The sequence below is a fragment of the Streptomyces sp. R33 genome, assembly GCF_041200175.1.
GTDB lineage: Bacteria > Actinomycetota > Actinomycetes > Streptomycetales > Streptomycetaceae > Streptomyces > Streptomyces katrae_B.
Genome location: NZ_CP165727.1, coordinates 1653561 through 1667751, shown reverse-complemented (window position 1 = coordinate 1667751; position 14191 = coordinate 1653561). Strand labels below are relative to the sequence as shown.

General features: G+C 71.8%; 13 protein-coding genes. 7 read left to right on the top strand and 6 right to left on the bottom strand.

The features are described 5' to 3' along the window. Positions 1-33: 33 nt before the first annotated feature. Positions 34-732: a class F sortase gene (locus tag AB5J51_RS08140; RefSeq protein WP_053788781.1), complete on the bottom strand. Its 699-nt coding sequence runs from the start codon at positions 730-732 to the stop codon at positions 34-36. Positions 733-1084: 352 nt separating this feature from the next. Here AB5J51_RS08140 and AB5J51_RS08135 point away from each other — a divergent pair, with 352 nt between their 5' ends. Then, complete coding sequence (locus tag AB5J51_RS08135; protein ID WP_053788782.1) at positions 1085-1627, top strand: hypothetical protein; 543 nt, start codon at positions 1085-1087, stop codon at positions 1625-1627. A 157-nt stretch (positions 1628-1784) separates the two neighbouring features. Here AB5J51_RS08135 and AB5J51_RS08130 read toward each other — a convergent pair whose 3' ends face one another. From AB5J51_RS08130 to AB5J51_RS08120, 3 genes are all read right to left on the bottom strand, one after another. Continuing rightward, positions 1785-2372 carry a hypothetical protein gene (locus AB5J51_RS08130; protein ID WP_133896249.1) on the bottom strand — a complete coding sequence of 196 codons (588 nt, stop codon included), beginning with the start codon at positions 2370-2372 and terminating at the stop codon, positions 1785-1787. Between the two features lie 228 nt (positions 2373-2600). Next, positions 2601-3371, bottom strand: a complete 771-nt coding sequence (locus AB5J51_RS08125) for a DUF4239 domain-containing protein (protein WP_136225105.1) — start codon at positions 3369-3371, stop codon at positions 2601-2603. Between the two features lie 129 nt (positions 3372-3500). Continuing rightward, a complete protein-coding gene (locus AB5J51_RS08120) occupies positions 3501-4229 on the bottom strand; it encodes a hypothetical protein (protein ID WP_369777296.1) in 729 nt (242 codons plus the stop codon). A gap of 314 nt (positions 4230-4543) precedes the next feature. On the opposite strand from AB5J51_RS08120, the gene AB5J51_RS08115 reads away from it, so the two are divergent. Both AB5J51_RS08115 and AB5J51_RS08110 read left to right on the top strand, forming a co-directional pair. Then, positions 4544-5374, top strand: a complete 831-nt coding sequence (locus tag AB5J51_RS08115) for an SAM-dependent methyltransferase (RefSeq protein WP_133896247.1) — start codon at positions 4544-4546, stop codon at positions 5372-5374. Positions 5375-5499: 125 nt separating this feature from the next. Beyond that, entirely contained in the window at positions 5500-7665 is a 2166-nt protein-coding gene (locus AB5J51_RS08110) for a bifunctional diguanylate cyclase/phosphodiesterase (protein WP_053789577.1), read from the top strand. Positions 7666-7735: 70 nt separating this feature from the next. On the opposite strand, the gene AB5J51_RS08105 is transcribed toward AB5J51_RS08110, so the two are convergent. Then, positions 7736-8806, bottom strand: a complete 1071-nt coding sequence (locus AB5J51_RS08105; protein WP_136225103.1) for an FAD-dependent monooxygenase — start codon at positions 8804-8806, stop codon at positions 7736-7738. 154 nt (positions 8807-8960) lie between these two features. On the opposite strand from AB5J51_RS08105, the gene AB5J51_RS08100 reads away from it, so the two are divergent. Continuing rightward, positions 8961-9611, top strand: coding sequence for a TetR/AcrR family transcriptional regulator (locus AB5J51_RS08100; RefSeq protein ID WP_136225102.1), 651 nt, complete (start codon positions 8961-8963; stop codon positions 9609-9611). Positions 9612-9650: 39 nt separating this feature from the next. On the opposite strand, the gene AB5J51_RS08095 is transcribed toward AB5J51_RS08100, so the two are convergent. Beyond that, positions 9651-10529 (bottom strand): LysR family transcriptional regulator, encoded by an 879-nt coding sequence (locus tag AB5J51_RS08095; RefSeq protein ID WP_053789571.1) that lies wholly within the window; start codon positions 10527-10529, stop codon positions 9651-9653. A 93-nt stretch (positions 10530-10622) separates the two neighbouring features. On the opposite strand from AB5J51_RS08095, the gene AB5J51_RS08090 reads away from it, so the two are divergent. Genes AB5J51_RS08090 through AB5J51_RS08080 form a run of 3 tightly spaced genes read left to right on the top strand, consistent with a single transcriptional unit; the run spans position 10623 to position 14039 of the window. Next, complete coding sequence (locus AB5J51_RS08090; protein WP_053789570.1) at positions 10623-11327, top strand: succinate dehydrogenase cytochrome b subunit; 705 nt, start codon at positions 10623-10625, stop codon at positions 11325-11327. Position 11328: 1 nt separating this feature from the next. Continuing rightward, the gene (locus AB5J51_RS08085) at positions 11329-13296 is read left to right on the top strand and encodes a fumarate reductase/succinate dehydrogenase flavoprotein subunit (protein WP_133896243.1); all 1968 of its coding nucleotides are present in this window, start codon (positions 11329-11331) and stop codon (positions 13294-13296) included. After that, positions 13293-14039, top strand: coding sequence for a succinate dehydrogenase/fumarate reductase iron-sulfur subunit (locus AB5J51_RS08080; RefSeq protein ID WP_030301212.1), 747 nt, complete (start codon positions 13293-13295; stop codon positions 14037-14039). Before AB5J51_RS08085 ends, AB5J51_RS08080 begins: the two co-directional genes overlap by 4 nt. Positions 14040-14191: the final 152 nt, after the last annotated feature.

The window sequence follows — 14191 nt, the reverse complement described above, 5'->3', positions numbered from 1 at the left end:
CCGGGCCGTCCGGCGGGGCGGTGCGCAAGCCGCTCAGCGCGTCGCCACCATCCGGGCGAAGACGACGACGTTGCCGTCGTAGCCCCGCGCCTTGGAGTAGCCGCCGCCGCAGGTGATCACCCGGAGCTCCGCGTGCCCGGTGTCCCCGTACACCCGGGCTCCGGGGAAGGTCTCCTTCGAGAACACCTCCACCCCGTACACCTCGAACACCGCCGTGCGTCCGTCGTACCGCTCCACCTCGATGTGGTTGCCCTTGTGCAGCGAACCCAGGCCGTAGAAGACCGCCGGGCCGTGCGCGTTGTCGACGTGGCCCACGATCACCGCCGAGCCGCGCTGGCCGGGCGAGATGCCGTTCAGGTACCAGCCGGCCAGATTCGGGTCCTGCGGCGGCGGGGCCTCGATCCAGCCCTGCGGGTCCAGCCCGACCGTCATCGTCGGCGCGTCCACCCGGATGTCGGGGATCCGGATGCGCTGGACCGACGAGTGCTCGAGCGGCTCCACCTCCACCGGCGGCGCGGGCTGGTGCTGCATGGGCTGCTCGCCCTGCCCCGGCGGATACGCCGGCAGCTGCTCGGCAGGCACCCCGACCGCGGCGGCGGCCGTCGGCTGCGGCGGCCCGTCGCCGACCTCCGCCCCGTTGCGCATCATGGCGAGGCCGCTGAGCATGACCAGTGCGAGCACGCCCCAGGGGGATCGTCTTCTCGGTGGCTGCTCGCTCTCGTCCTCGGTCATGGCTCTCCCTTCCCGACGCGGGGGTCCCGACCCGCGTTCTTGTCCCACCCCTGTACGCCCTTCTCCAGGCACGCTAAGGCTGCGTGCGCAAGACGGCGATCGGTGAGGGGCGAACGGGTGGCGGGGCCGGAAGGGGTGCGCCCATCCAGGTATTCGTCACATAAATGCCTGACGGGTCGTGACCTGCGGCTCCGTCAGCCGCGCCGCGCGCGCCTCGGCGTGTCGCTCAACCTTGCGGCCCAAAGCCGGAAATGCGCTGGTTGCGAGCCGCCCCGAGGGTTCGTCGTGGGAGGCGTTCTCGTCGATCTTCCCGGGCGACCGCTCCGGGGCGCTTCCCGCTGGAGGTTCCACCATGCGTGTTCTGCGCGCCCTCACCGTGGCCGCGGCGGCCTTCGTCGCCGTCGGGCTCAGTACCCCGTTCGCCGCCGCGAACCCGCCGGACCCGCTGGGCGGATCTCCGTCGGGCCAGGGCGGCGACGGGGGCAACAGCGGCAACGGACCGAGCAATGTCACCGTCAACCCGTACTCCGTGCACCAGGGATCGACGATGCAGGTCAGCGCGGCCGGCTGCCGCCACGGCGGCACCGTCTGGTCGGCCGGCAACTTTCCCCAGACGAACCTCTCGGCCGGCTCCATCGGGTTCGCCACCGTCCGGATCTTCAACCACGCCACGCCCGGCAACCACACGCTGTCGGTCAAGTGCCACGACAACAGCCTGGTCGCCACGCACCGGTTCACGATCCTGCGGGGCAACGGCGCACAGGGCGGTATCGGCGGCTCGTTCGGCCCGTCCACCGCCGAGACCGCCATCGGGGCGAGCCTCGTCGGCGCTTCGGCGCTGGGCGCGGGCGTCCACGTGATGCGCCGGCGCCGTCCCCTCCGCGGACGGGCCTGACGACGCGGCCGCCCCGGTCGCGGCCCGGGAACCGCCGGTCGCCCCGAATCCTCGGCCAGGACTCGGGGCGACCGGCGCTCGGTGCTCTGTGGTGGTGTGGTGCGGGGGTGTACGGCTGAGGACGCTCAGGTGTGCTGCAGGGCGTGGCCGAGGACGCTCAGTGGCCGCGTGCGGAGCGGCGGCGGAGCGCGTACGCCGTACCGCCGGCGGCCGCGAGGAAGAGCCCGGCGCCCGCGCCGAGCTCCCGGGTGTCCATCCCGGCCACACTGCCGCCCAGGCCGCCGCGGACTCCGAGGGAGGCGCCGCCGGTGGAGGTGGAGGTGACGGACGTGTTGGACCTCGCAGTGGCCGTTGACGTGGAACTGGTGGTGGGACGGGTGGTACCGCCGGTGATGGTGAGGTCGGCCGAACCGGTCTCCCCGTTGCAGGTGAAGGACACGGAGTACACGGCTCCGCGCCGGGCGTCGCGATCGACGGTCACGCGCGCGGTCTGGCCGCGCGCGATGCTCACGGTGTCGAAGACCCCGGAGGAGACGGTGGCGTAGGCGGCGTTGCAGCCGGTGACCGAGAGCACCGTCCGGCCGCCCGGGGCAACCGTCGACGGGGTGATGGCGAAGCCGAACGAGGTGATGGGCTGGGCCTCGGCCGCGGTCGCGGAGGGCGCGCCGAGGACGCCGAGCGCGAGTACGGCGCCTGTGGCGCCGGCGCTCAGCAGGGCTGTGGCGTTGGTACGTATCGCACCCATGGTTGTTCTCCGGATCCCCGAGGAGCAGCCGCGGAACGGTTTCCGCACGTGGGGGGTCGTGCGCCTCGATGCCCGCCACGCTAGGCGCGGCCACGGTGACCCGCGATCAGGAACGGGCGAATGGGGCACGGGGATGGGCCGAACCGGGGACGGGAGGCCCGTCCCCGGTTTGCCGGGCGGCTGCGGGGGGCACGCCGGGCCCCCGGTGCCGCCGACGCCTCGGTCACCTCAGTCGCCGAGTCCCAGATGCGGGAACTGTGCGAGGAAGGGTTCGGCGGTCGCCGCGATGCCCCGCCCGAACGGCGCGTCGAAGTCCCAGATCAGGAACAGCAGGAAGGCGATCAGCGCGCTGAACAGGCCCGCCAGCAGAAGCTCCCGGAACGAGCGGCGGATCTGCAGGGTGAAGACCAGGCCCACCGTCACCAGGGCGCCGGCGATCAGCCCGAACCACACGACCCCCGGCATCGTCGCCCCCGCGCTCTGGCCACGGGCGCTGCGGGCGTCGTCCACCAGGGCGACCTGGTCCACCAGCGGCTGATACGCCTGCCCCTCGTGGTCGGTCTGCGGTTCGTAGTCCGTCACGTCCCGGCGGATGCGGTCCAGCAGCTCCCCGCTGTGATCAGTGAGATTGCCGTTGTCGGCCATCTCCTTCCACTCCGTGTCCACCACGTACGTCACGTACGCGTCGACGTCGGACCTGATCTTCTTGCGCACCTCGGCCGGGTAGACCTCGGAACGGATGCTGATCTCGTGCAGGGCCTGGGCCTCCTGGCGGACGTACTCCTGGGCGGCCCCGCGGCCCTCCCAGACGCCGGCGATCGCCAGGCCCAGCACGATCGCGTAGATCACCCCGATCATCATCGTCATGTACTCGATGACGTCCGGGGTCTCGTTGGGATCGTCGTCGTCGCCGATCCGGCGGTGGTTGAAGAAGGCGATGGACAGCACCACGGCGCATGCCGCGGCCATCGCGAGGGACAGGACGAGCCATTCCGACAAGATGACTCCCGATCGGTCACGAGGGGGGTGTGCGGTGTGTGCGGGCGGTCTAGGGGGTGTCGTCAAAGTCCCGTCTGGCCGGCGGGGCCCCGCCCTCGCGGGCGGACGACGCTACTTTGACGACACCCCCTAGCGCGGGCGCAGCGCGACGATCGCGAGCACCGCGGGAGCCGCGGTCATCAAGGTGAAGGTCACTGGTGAGATGTGGTGCTCGGGCCGTTTGGCGGCTGCCGTGCGGTAGGCCGGCCTGGCCACCGGCTTCTTCGGAGGCGGGGCCGGGGGCGTTACCGCGGGGGCCGGCGCCTTCACCTCGAGCGGCGGGGGCGGTACCGGCTTCGGCGGCGCCGGCGCGGGCGGCTTCGGCTTCGCCCGCGGAGCGGGCGGCGGCGGGGGAGTGGGCTTCGGGGCCGGCGCAGGAGGCGGCGCGGGCGGCGGAGTCGGCTTCGGGGGCGGCTTCGGCACCGGGGGCGGCGGTGGGGTCGGCGTCGGCGGGGGAGGCGGCTTCGGCGGGCACGGCGGGGGAGGCGGCGGCGGCGGGCAGTGGTGCCCCCCGTGGCCGCCGTGCCCGCCGTGTCCGCCGTGTCCGCCGCTGCCGTGGTGGCCGCCGTGGCCGTTGCCGTGCGTGTTCCCGCGGCCGCCGCCCTGGCCGCCGGGGGTCCCGTCGCCGTGATGTCCGCCACCCCGGCCGCTCGCGGCCGCACTGCTTCCGGCGGCCGCGACCAGCCGGAGGGCGGCCGCGCCGTCTCCGGTGTCGATCGTCGCGTAGGCGCAGCTATCAGCCACGGCCGGTGTGGCGGACAGTGCCGCCCACAGCAGGACCGGGACCACCAGCAGACGTCTGGTACAGGCTCTGTTCACCCGGGGAGCATGGGCTCACGTGCGCTCGCGCACGCGGGGCTCGGCCGTGGTTCGCCTGAACGGGTGGAGCACAGACCATAGAGGTTTGAGCCACGGAACGATGCAGTCCGGTCACGTACCTGCACATTCCCATAAGCGACTTGTCGGTTTCGGTCATTCGCTGCGGGAGAGGCCGTCGAGGCCTTTGGTGTGTGATGAAGAACGGATCACCAATTTCCGCTTTTGCTCGCTCCGTTGGGCAATGATCAGTACATTCGGCTCGGACAGGCGTCCGACCCCGGACGACCGCGCAGGACTACGGCTTGGAGACCGCGATGGAGCGCCCCGCCTGGGCCCCGCCAGGTATCGACATATCGGTGCCGAGCGTGTCCCGCATCTACGACTACTACCTGGGCGGCTCCCACAACTTCGAGGTCGACCGCCAGGCCGCCCGCCGCGCCATGGAGTTCCTGCCGGGCCTGCCCAAGATCATGCAGGCCAACCGCGCCTTCATGCGCCGCGCCGTCCGCTACGCCGTGGCCCAGGGCGTCACCCAGTTCCTCGACATCGGCTCCGGCATCCCGACCTTCGGCAACGTCCACGAGATCGCCCAGGCCGCCAGCCCCGAGGCCCGCGTGGTCTACGTGGACCACGACCCGGTCGCCGTCGCGCACAGCCGCGCCGTCCTGGTCGGCGACGACCGCACCGGCATCGTCGCCGCCGACCTGCGCAAGCCGCGGGACATCCTCGCCGCCCCCGAGGTCGGGCAGCTGCTGGACCTCGAACGCCCGGTCGCCCTGCTGCTCGTCGCCGTCCTGCACTTCCTGGAGGACGCGGACGACCCGTACGCCGCCGTCGCCGAACTGCGCGACGCACTGGCCCCCGGCAGCCTCCTGGTGCTCACGCACGCCTCCTACGAGGGCATCCCGCTCACCCAGGAGGTCGCGGGCGGGATGGTCGGCGTCTACCGGGACATCCGCAACCCGCTCGTCATGCGCAGCGGTGAGCAGATCACCCGCTTCTTCGACGGGTTCGAACTGGTCGGTCCCGGTGTCGTGTCGATGCCGCTGTGGCAGCCCGAGGGCACCGAGGACCCGGAGGACGGCGAGGCGCCCGAGGACCCGTACGCGTTCTCGGGCTTCGGCGGAGTGGGACGCAAGGCGTGAGATCCCCGGCCGCGGTGCCTTCCGGCACACCGACCCCGAAGAAGGCAGCACCCGCGCAGGCTGCCGAGCCCGCGCAGGGAGCAGAGCCTCCGTCCGCGTCCACAGGCCCGTCGGCTCCGGCGGGCCTGTCGGCGGGTCCCGCCGCCTTGCGGAGCGGGCTGGAGGACCGGATCGGGCGCTTCGCGACCATCTGGGGACGGGCGATCTTCCCCGTCACGGCGACCTCGCTGACCCGCGTCGAGTTCGAGCAGCACCTCATTCCGCTGGCCCGAACCCTTGCCGAGGCCCTGCACGCCCGGCCCTTCGACGCGGGCGTCGCCCAGCGCGTGGGGGCCGAGCTCGTCGCCGTGCACTGCACCGACCCCGAGGCGCTGGCCGGTACGCTCGGCGTGGTCGAGTCGTACCTGGTGCTCTACTGCGGACCCGACGGCGTGGGCGTGGAGGGCACCGAGGAGTACCGGTCCCGCTGCGCCCGGCTGCAGCACGGGATCGCGGCGGGATTCGCCCGCGCCCTGCGCGAGCGGACCCTCAAGGAGCAGGAGGCCATCGCCCGCTCCGCGCTGACGGCCCGCATCGACGCCCAGCAGGCCCTGCACGCGAGCGAGGAGCGCTTCAAGGCGGTCTTCGAGGGCGCGGCCATCGGCATCGGCATAGCCGACCTCGAGGGCAACGTCCTCGAGGTCAACGACGCGCTGCTGCAGATGTTCGGCGGGATGGGCGGGCACGTCCGGGGCCGCAACGTCAGCGAGTGGGGTCACCCCGACGACGCCCCGCACGTCTGGCGGATGTACGGGGAACTCGTGCGCGGCGAGCGCGAGAGCTACCGCGTCGAGAAGCCGTACTACCGCCACGACGGGACCGTGCTGTGGACCAACCTGACCGTGTCGCTGCTGCGCGACGCCGAGGGTGTGCCGCAGTACCAGCTGGCGCTGATGGAGGACACCACCGAGCGGCGGCTGCTGAACCTGCGGCTCCGCTACGAGGCCACCCATGACGCCCTGACCGGGCTGCCGAACCGGACGCTGTTCTTCGAACGCCTGGAGAAGGCCTTGAGCGGGGCCGGCGGCAGCCGCTTCGGCCTGTGCTACCTGGACCTCGACGGGTTCAAGGCGGTCAACGACAGCCTCGGCCACTCGGCGGGCGACCGGCTCCTGGTGGAGGTCGCCGACCGGCTGCAGAGCTGCGCGACGGGCCCCGGGGAGGTCGTCGCCCGACTCGGCGGCGACGAGTTCGTGGCGCTGACCACCGGCTCGGACACCGAGGAGAAGGTGACCGAACTCGCCGTCCGGATCCTGTCCGCCCTGTCGGTGCCCATCCGGATCGAGGGCCGCGAGCTGTCGGTCCGCGGCAGCATCGGCATCGTGGAGGGCCCGGCCCGGGAGCGCACCGCGGCGGAGGTGCTGCGCAGCGCCGACATCACCATGTACCGGGCCAAGGCGGCCGGAGGCAACCGCTTCGAGTTCGCCGACGCCGAGGCCGACGCCCGCGCCATCACCCGGCACGGCCTGACCAACGCCCTCCCGGCGGCGCTGGAACGCGGCGAGTTCTTCATCGAGTACCAGCCGCTGGTCCACATGCACGACGGCAGCGTCCACGGCGCCGAGGCGCTGGTGCGCTGGTCGCACCCGCAGTACGGGGTACTCGGGCCGGACCGCTTCATCCCGCTCGCCGAACGGACCGGGCTGATCGTTCCGCTCGGCCGCTGGGTCCTGGAGGAGGCCGTCCGCCAGGCCCGCAACTGGCAGCGCCAGCACGGCGGCTCGGCCCTGCGGATCAACGTCAACCTCTCGCCGACCCAGCTGCACCACCCCGGCCTGGTCGCCGACACCGTCGCGGTGCTGGAGAACTCGGGCCTCGCCCCGGGTGCCCTGTGCCTGGAGGTCACCGAATCGGCCCTGATCGGCGCCGACGACGAACTCCTGGAACCCCTGCGCAGGCTCGCCGCCCTCGGCGTGGACATCGCGCTCGACGACTTCGGCACGGGCTACTCGAACCTGGCGAACCTGCGCCGCCTCCCGGTCAGCGTCCTGAAGCTGGACCGCTCCTTCACCAAGGGGATGCAGCAGCAGCCCGCCAACCCGGTCGACGTCAAGATCGTGGAGGGCATCGTCGCGCTGGCCCACAGCCTCGAACTCGCCGTCACGGTCGAGGGCGTGGAGACCGGAGCCCAGGCCGCCCAGCTGCGCGACCTCGGCTGCGACACCGCCCAGGGCTGGTACTACGCCCGCCCCGGCGCCCCCGACCGCATCCACACCCTCTCGCTGTCGGACGCCGTGCCCACACCCTCCTGACGCCACCGCGCCGCACGACCGGAGCCGGATCCGGAGCCCGCCGCGGCCGACGGAGGCCCGGCCGGGCCGGTCAGTCCAGGCCGGCCTCCGTTCCCCGGCCGGGAGTCCGGACGGCAGCCATGACCCGCTCGTACCGCCGTGACGTGTCGGCCAGGACCTCGGCGGCCACCGGCAGCCGCTCCGCCTCGTACGCGTCGAGCACCCCCTCACCGGCCCGCCCGGCCAGGGCCGCGGCCAGCGTCCGGCTGAGGGCGGCCGCGTCCTGGATGCCGGTGTTCATGCCGAGCCCGCCGGCTATGGGGTGGACATGCGCGGCGTCCCCGGCGAGGAACACCCGGCCCTCCCGTATCCGGGTGGCCATGCGGACGTTGACCCGCCAGGCGGAGAGCCAGGTGGCATCCGCGAGCCGGATCCCCGGCATCCGGGCATGGCGGTCGAACAGTCGCTGGAAACTCTCCAGCGAGGGCGGCAGCAGTCCGCCCCGCTCGTCCTGCTCGGGTGGGGCCTGCAGCTGGAAGGTGTCCGTCCCCGGCATCGGACAGAGCAGTATCCCGCCGCCTTCCGAGGTGAACCACTGGTGCCAGAAGTCCCGGCTGAGCCCCGGGGCCCGGACGTCCCCGATGACCATCGCGGGCTCCTCCTCCCCACTGCCCTCGAAGGGGATGCCGAGGAGCTTGCGGGTGGTGCTGCGCCCGCCGTCGCACCCGGCGAGATAGCGGGCCCCGATCACGGTGCCGTCCGCCAGCTCCGCGCGGACCCCGGCCGCGTCCTGGGCGATCCCGGCGAGCCGGGACCCGTACTCGACCCGCACTCCCAGGCCGGCGAGCCGGTCGCGCAGCGCCTCTTGGATCTGCCACTGCCCTATCAGCAGGCCGCTGCCGGGCATGGGGGTGTCGTTGACGTGCGCCCCGTCGAAGTACTTGCGCAGGACCACCTCACTGCTGCCGACGGCCCTCAGGGGCTCGGCCACGCCGAGCCCTTCCAAGACCTCGAGGCTGCTCGGCCAGAGCCCCTTTCCACGGGACTCGCGGTGCGGTGCGGTGCGTCCCTCGATGACGCGGACGGAGGCTCCGCCGAGGGCGAGTTCACAGGCCAGGGTCAGTCCCGTGGGGCCGGAGCCCACGATCAGTACGTCGGTCATCGGATGTCCTTTCCTCATCGATCTGTGTCGATGTGCTGCTCGTCGATGTGCTCGTCGATGTGCTCCTCGACGTCTCAAGGAAAGCGGCTCCCGACGGAAAATGCAACCTGGTCAAGAAAATTACCGGGTCACGAATTTGTGGTATGCTGGGCGCATGGAGAACACGACGGGTCTGCGCGAGAACAAGAAGCTCCGTACGCGTCGCCAGCTGGCGGCAACGGCGCTGGAACTCTTCCTGGAGCGGGGCTTCGATGCCGTGTCGGTGGCAGATGTCGCCGCCGCGGCCGAGGTCTCCAAGCCCACCCTCTTCCGGTACTTCCCGAGCAAGGAGGACCTGGTCCTCGACCGGTTCGCCGACCATCAGGACGAGGCGGCCCGCATCGTGCGCGAGCGCCCTGCCGGTCAGACGCCGGTGGGCGCGGTGCGTGCGCACTTCCTGGCGGCCCTCGCCGAACGGGACCCGATCACCGGGCTGTGCGACCATCCCGGGGTGCTCGCGTTCCAGCGGCTGCTCTACTCCACCGCCAGCCTGGAGAGCCGGATGGCCCACTACACCGACCGTGAGGTGGAGCTGCTCGCCGCCGTGCTCGAGGCGGAGTCGGTCCCGCCGCTCATCGCCCGGCTGGCGGCGGTGCACCTGGTGGCGGTCCGCCACGAGCTGGGCCGGGAGAACTATCGCCGCATGGATGCGGGCCAGAGCGCCGACGAGGCCCACCCGGCGGCCGTGGCCGACGCCGACCAGGCCTTCGCGATGCTGGCCGACGGCCTCGACCAGACCCTCCCCGCGGCCCCGGCGCGGCCTTGACGGAGGGCCTGACGCCGCCCTGGGCGAGGCGCGACCGGCTCAGCCCAGCAGGATGCGCTTCAGCTCGCGGGCCGCGCGTGGGGGAGCGACGTCCGTGCGGTGGGCCAGGGCGATCGTGCGGCGCAGCGGGGAGCCCGCCAGGGGGGTGGCGCGCAGCCCCGGGCCGGCATGGTCGACGACCATCGCCGGAACCACCGCGAGGCCAAGCCCTGCGCGGACGAAGCCCAGGATCGCGTCCATCTCCCCGCCCTCCACCGTGAACACGGGCTCGAAGCCCTCCGCCCTGCAGGCGGCCACCGTCAGGTCCCGCAGGTCGTAGCCGTGGCGGAACATCACCATCGGCTCGTCGCGCAGCGCGGACACCGTGAGCGGGTCACCGCCCGCCGGAGGCGGCAGCTCCGCCGAGGAGACCACCACCAGGTCCTCCGTCAGCAGCTCCACCGTGGTCAGAGCCGGAGCCGAGGGCGGCAGCGGCAGCGCGATCAGCGCCAAGTCCAGGGCCCCGCGCGCGAGTTCCCGTACGAGGTCCAGCGAGCCGCTCTCCTCGATCAGCAGCTCGATCCCCGGATGGGCGGTGTGGAAAGCCCGGAGCACATGCGGCAGCAGGCCCGTGCACACGCTCGGCGTGGCCCCCAGCCGGACCCGCCCGCGCCGCAGCTGCGCCAGTTCCTGCACCTCGAGCCGTGCGGTGTCCGCGTCGGCCAGGATCCGCCGGGCCAGCGGCAGGAGCGCCTCGCCCGCGTCGGTGAGCGCGATGTTGCCCCGCGCCCGGCTGAAGAGCTCCGCCCCCAGCTCCCGTTCGAGCGCCTTGATCTGCTGCGAGAGCGACGGCTGGGCGACGTGGACCCGCTCCGCGGCCCGTGTGAAGTGCCGGGTCTCGGCGACGGCCACGAAGTACAGGAGCTGCTGGAACTGCATCCCCCCAGGATACGCCCTACATAGGGACCCTCTATCGAGATCAGCGCCATCATGTCTTGGACCTCTTGGGACTTGGTCCTTACCGTCTGTGACATGGCTCTGGCAACGCGGACGGGCCGACGACCGTCCACCACGCGCACGCTCTGGGACTCCACCGTCGGCAAGAAGTCCGTGATGGCGGTGTCCGGGCTGATCATGCTCGGCTATCTGGTCGTCCACATGATCGGCAACCTCAAGATCTTCTTCGGCCCGGGGGATTTCAACGGGTACGCGCACTGGCTCCGCCACATGGGCGAGCCCTTCCTGCACAGCCACTGGGGCCTGTGGGCGGCCCGCGTCATCCTGCTCGCCGCCGTCGTCGCACACGCCGTGTCCGCGTACCAGCTCAGCCGCCGCGACATCAAGGCCCGCCCGGTCAGGTACGCCCACAAGCGCCGCCGCGCGAGCTACGCCACGCGCACCATGCGCTGGGGCGGCGTCATCCTCGCCCTGTTCATCGTCTGGCACCTGCTCGACCTCACCACGCTCACCGTCAACGAGCGCGCATGGGCCGGCCACCCCTACGAGAACGTCCTCGCCACCTTCTCCACCTGGTACGGGAACACCATCTACATCGTGGCGATGGCCGCGCTCGCGATGCACGTCCGGCACGGCTTCTGGAGCGCTGCCCAGACCCTCGGCGCGGGCAACGCCCGCCGCGACCGGGCGCTGAAGCTCCTCGCCAACGCCCTGGCCCTCGTCCTCTTCGCGGGCTTCGTCTCCGTACCCGTCGCCGTCATGACCGGAGTGGTGAGCTGACATGAGCAACGACCACGCGCACACCGACTACACCCACTACGGCACCGGCGAGCCGATCGCCGACACCAAGGCCCCCGCAGGACCCATCGCCGAACGCTGGGACCGCCGCCGCTTCGAGGCCAAGCTCGTCAACCCGGCCAACCGCCGCAAGCACACCGTGATCGTCGTAGGTACCGGCCTGGCCGGCGGGGCAGCCGGCGCCACCCTCGCCGAACAGGGCTACCACGTCGTCCAGTTCTGCTTCTCCGACTCCCCGCGCCGGGCCCATTCCATCGCCGCGCAGGGGGGCATCAACGCCGCCAAGAACTACCGCAACGACGGCGACTCGGTGCACCGCCTCTTCTACGACACCGTCAAGGGCGGCGACTTCCGCGCCCGCGAGTCAAACGTCCACCGTCTCGCCCAGATCTCCGTCGAGATCATCGACCAGTGCGTGGCCCAGGGCGTCCCCTTCGCCCGCGAGTACGGCGGCCTCCTCGACACTCGCTCCTTCGGCGGCGTCCAGGTCTCCCGTACCTTCTACGCCCGCGGCCAGACGGGCCAGCAGCTCCTCCTCGGCGCCTACCAGGCGCTGTCCCGGCAGATCGCCGCCGGCAACGTCGAGATGCACGCCCGCACCGAGATGCTCGACCTGATCACGGTCGACGGTGTGGCCCGCGGCATCGTCGCCCGCGACCTGGTCACCGGCAGCATCGACACGTACTACGCCGACGCCGTCGTCCTGGCCAGCGGCGGATACGGCAACGTCTTCTACCTCTCCACCAACGCCATGAACTCCAACGCGACCGCCATCTGGCGGGCGCACCGGCGCGGCGCGTACTTCGCCAATCCCTGCTTCACCCAGATCCACCCCACCTGCATCCCGCGCACCGGCGACCACCAGTCCAAGCTCACGCTGATGAGCGAGTCCCTGCGCAACGACGGCCGCATCTGGGTCCCCAAGGCCCAGGGCGACACCCGCCCCGCCGCCGAGATCCCCGAGGCGGAGCGCGACTACTACCTGGAGCGGATCTACCCCTCCTTCGGCAACCTCGTGCCCCGCGACATCGCCTCGCGCGCCGCCAAGAACGTCTGCGACGAGGGCCGCGGCGTCGGCCCCGGCGGCCAGGGCGTCTACCTCGACTTCGCCGACGCCATCCGCCGCATGGGCCGGGACGAGGTCGCCGAGAAGTACGGCAACCTCTTCGAGATGTACGAGCGGATCACCGCGGAGAACCCGTACGAGGTCCCCATGCGGATCTACCCCGCCGTGCACTACACGATGGGCGGCCTGTGGGTCGACTACGACCTCCAGACCACCGTCCCGGGCCTCTTCGCGATCGGCGAGGCCAACTTCTCCGACCACGGGGCCAACCGCCTCGGCGCCTCCGCCCTGATGCAGGGCCTCGGCGACGGCTACTTCGTCCTCCCCTCCACCATCAACGACTACCTGGCCCGCCACCCGCACCGGGAAGCCGTCGACGACAGCCACCCCGAGGCCGCGGCCGCGATCCGCGAGACCCGCGACTGCCTCGCCAAGCTGCTCGCCGTCGACGGCGACCGCACCCCCGACTCCTTCCACCGCGAGATCGGCGAGCTCATGTGGGAGTACTGCGGCATGTCCCGCACCGAGGAGGGCCTGCGCAAGGCGCTGGAGCGGATCCCGCACATCCGCGAGGAGTTCTGGAAGCGGATCAAGGTCCCGGGCAGCGGCGAGGAGTTCAACCAGTCCCTCGAGAAGGCCAACCGCATCGTCGACTACCTGGAGCTCGCCGAGCTGATGTGCCTCGACGCCCTGCACCGCGCCGAGTCCTGCGGCGGCCACTTCCGCGAGGAGTCCCAAACCCCGGACGGCGAGGCCGCCCGCCGCGACGAGGAGTTCGGCTACGTCGCCGCCTGGCAATACCAGGGCACCGGCGCGGCCCCCGTCCTGCACAAGGAAGACCTCGTCTTCGAGTACGTCCACCCCACCCAGCGGAGCTACGCATGAGGCTCAACCTGCGCGTCTGGCGCCAGCAGAACCCCGACACCCCCGGCGCCATGGTCACGTACGAGGTCGACGGCATATCCCGCGACATGTCGTTCCTGGAGATGCTCGACACCCTCAACGAGGACCTCATCCTGCGCGGCGAGGACCCGGTCGCCTTCGACCACGACTGCCGCGAGGGCATCTGCGGCGCGTGCAGCCTCGTGATCAACGGCGACGCCCACGGTCCCGAGCGCACCACCACCTGCCAGCTCCACATGCGGTCCTTCGCCGACGGCGACACCATCGACGTCGAGCCCTGGCGGGCCGCCGCCTTCCCCGTGGTCAAGGACCTCGTCGTGGACCGCAGCGCCTTCGACCGGATCATCCAGGCAGGCGGCTACGTCACCGCCCCGACCGGATCGGCCCCCGAGGCGCACGCCACCGCCGTGCCCAAGGCCGACGCCGACTTCGCGTTCGAGCACGCCGAGTGCATCGGCTGCGGGGCCTGCGTGGCGGCCTGCCCCAACGGTTCCGCGATGCTCTTCACCTCCGCCAAGGTCAACCATCTGAACGTGCTGCCGCAGGGCTCGCCCGAGCGGGAGACCCGCGTACTGGACATGGTGGCCCAGATGGACGGCGAGGGTTTCGGCGGCTGCACCCTCACCGGGGAGTGCGCCACGGCCTGCCCCAAGGGCATCCCGCTGCCGTCCATCGCCGCCATGAACCGCGAGTGGCTGCGGGCGGTCCGCAAGAACGGAGCATGAGGCTCCACGAGCACCGAGGATGACGCAGGCGCACCGGGAGCGCCGCATCTGAGAAGTCCCTGTGAGATGCGGACAAAGGGACTCCAGACACTTGCGTGAAAAATGAACGACGGGAAAGGTGGAGGTGAACGAGGCATCCGCCCCTGCCTGCC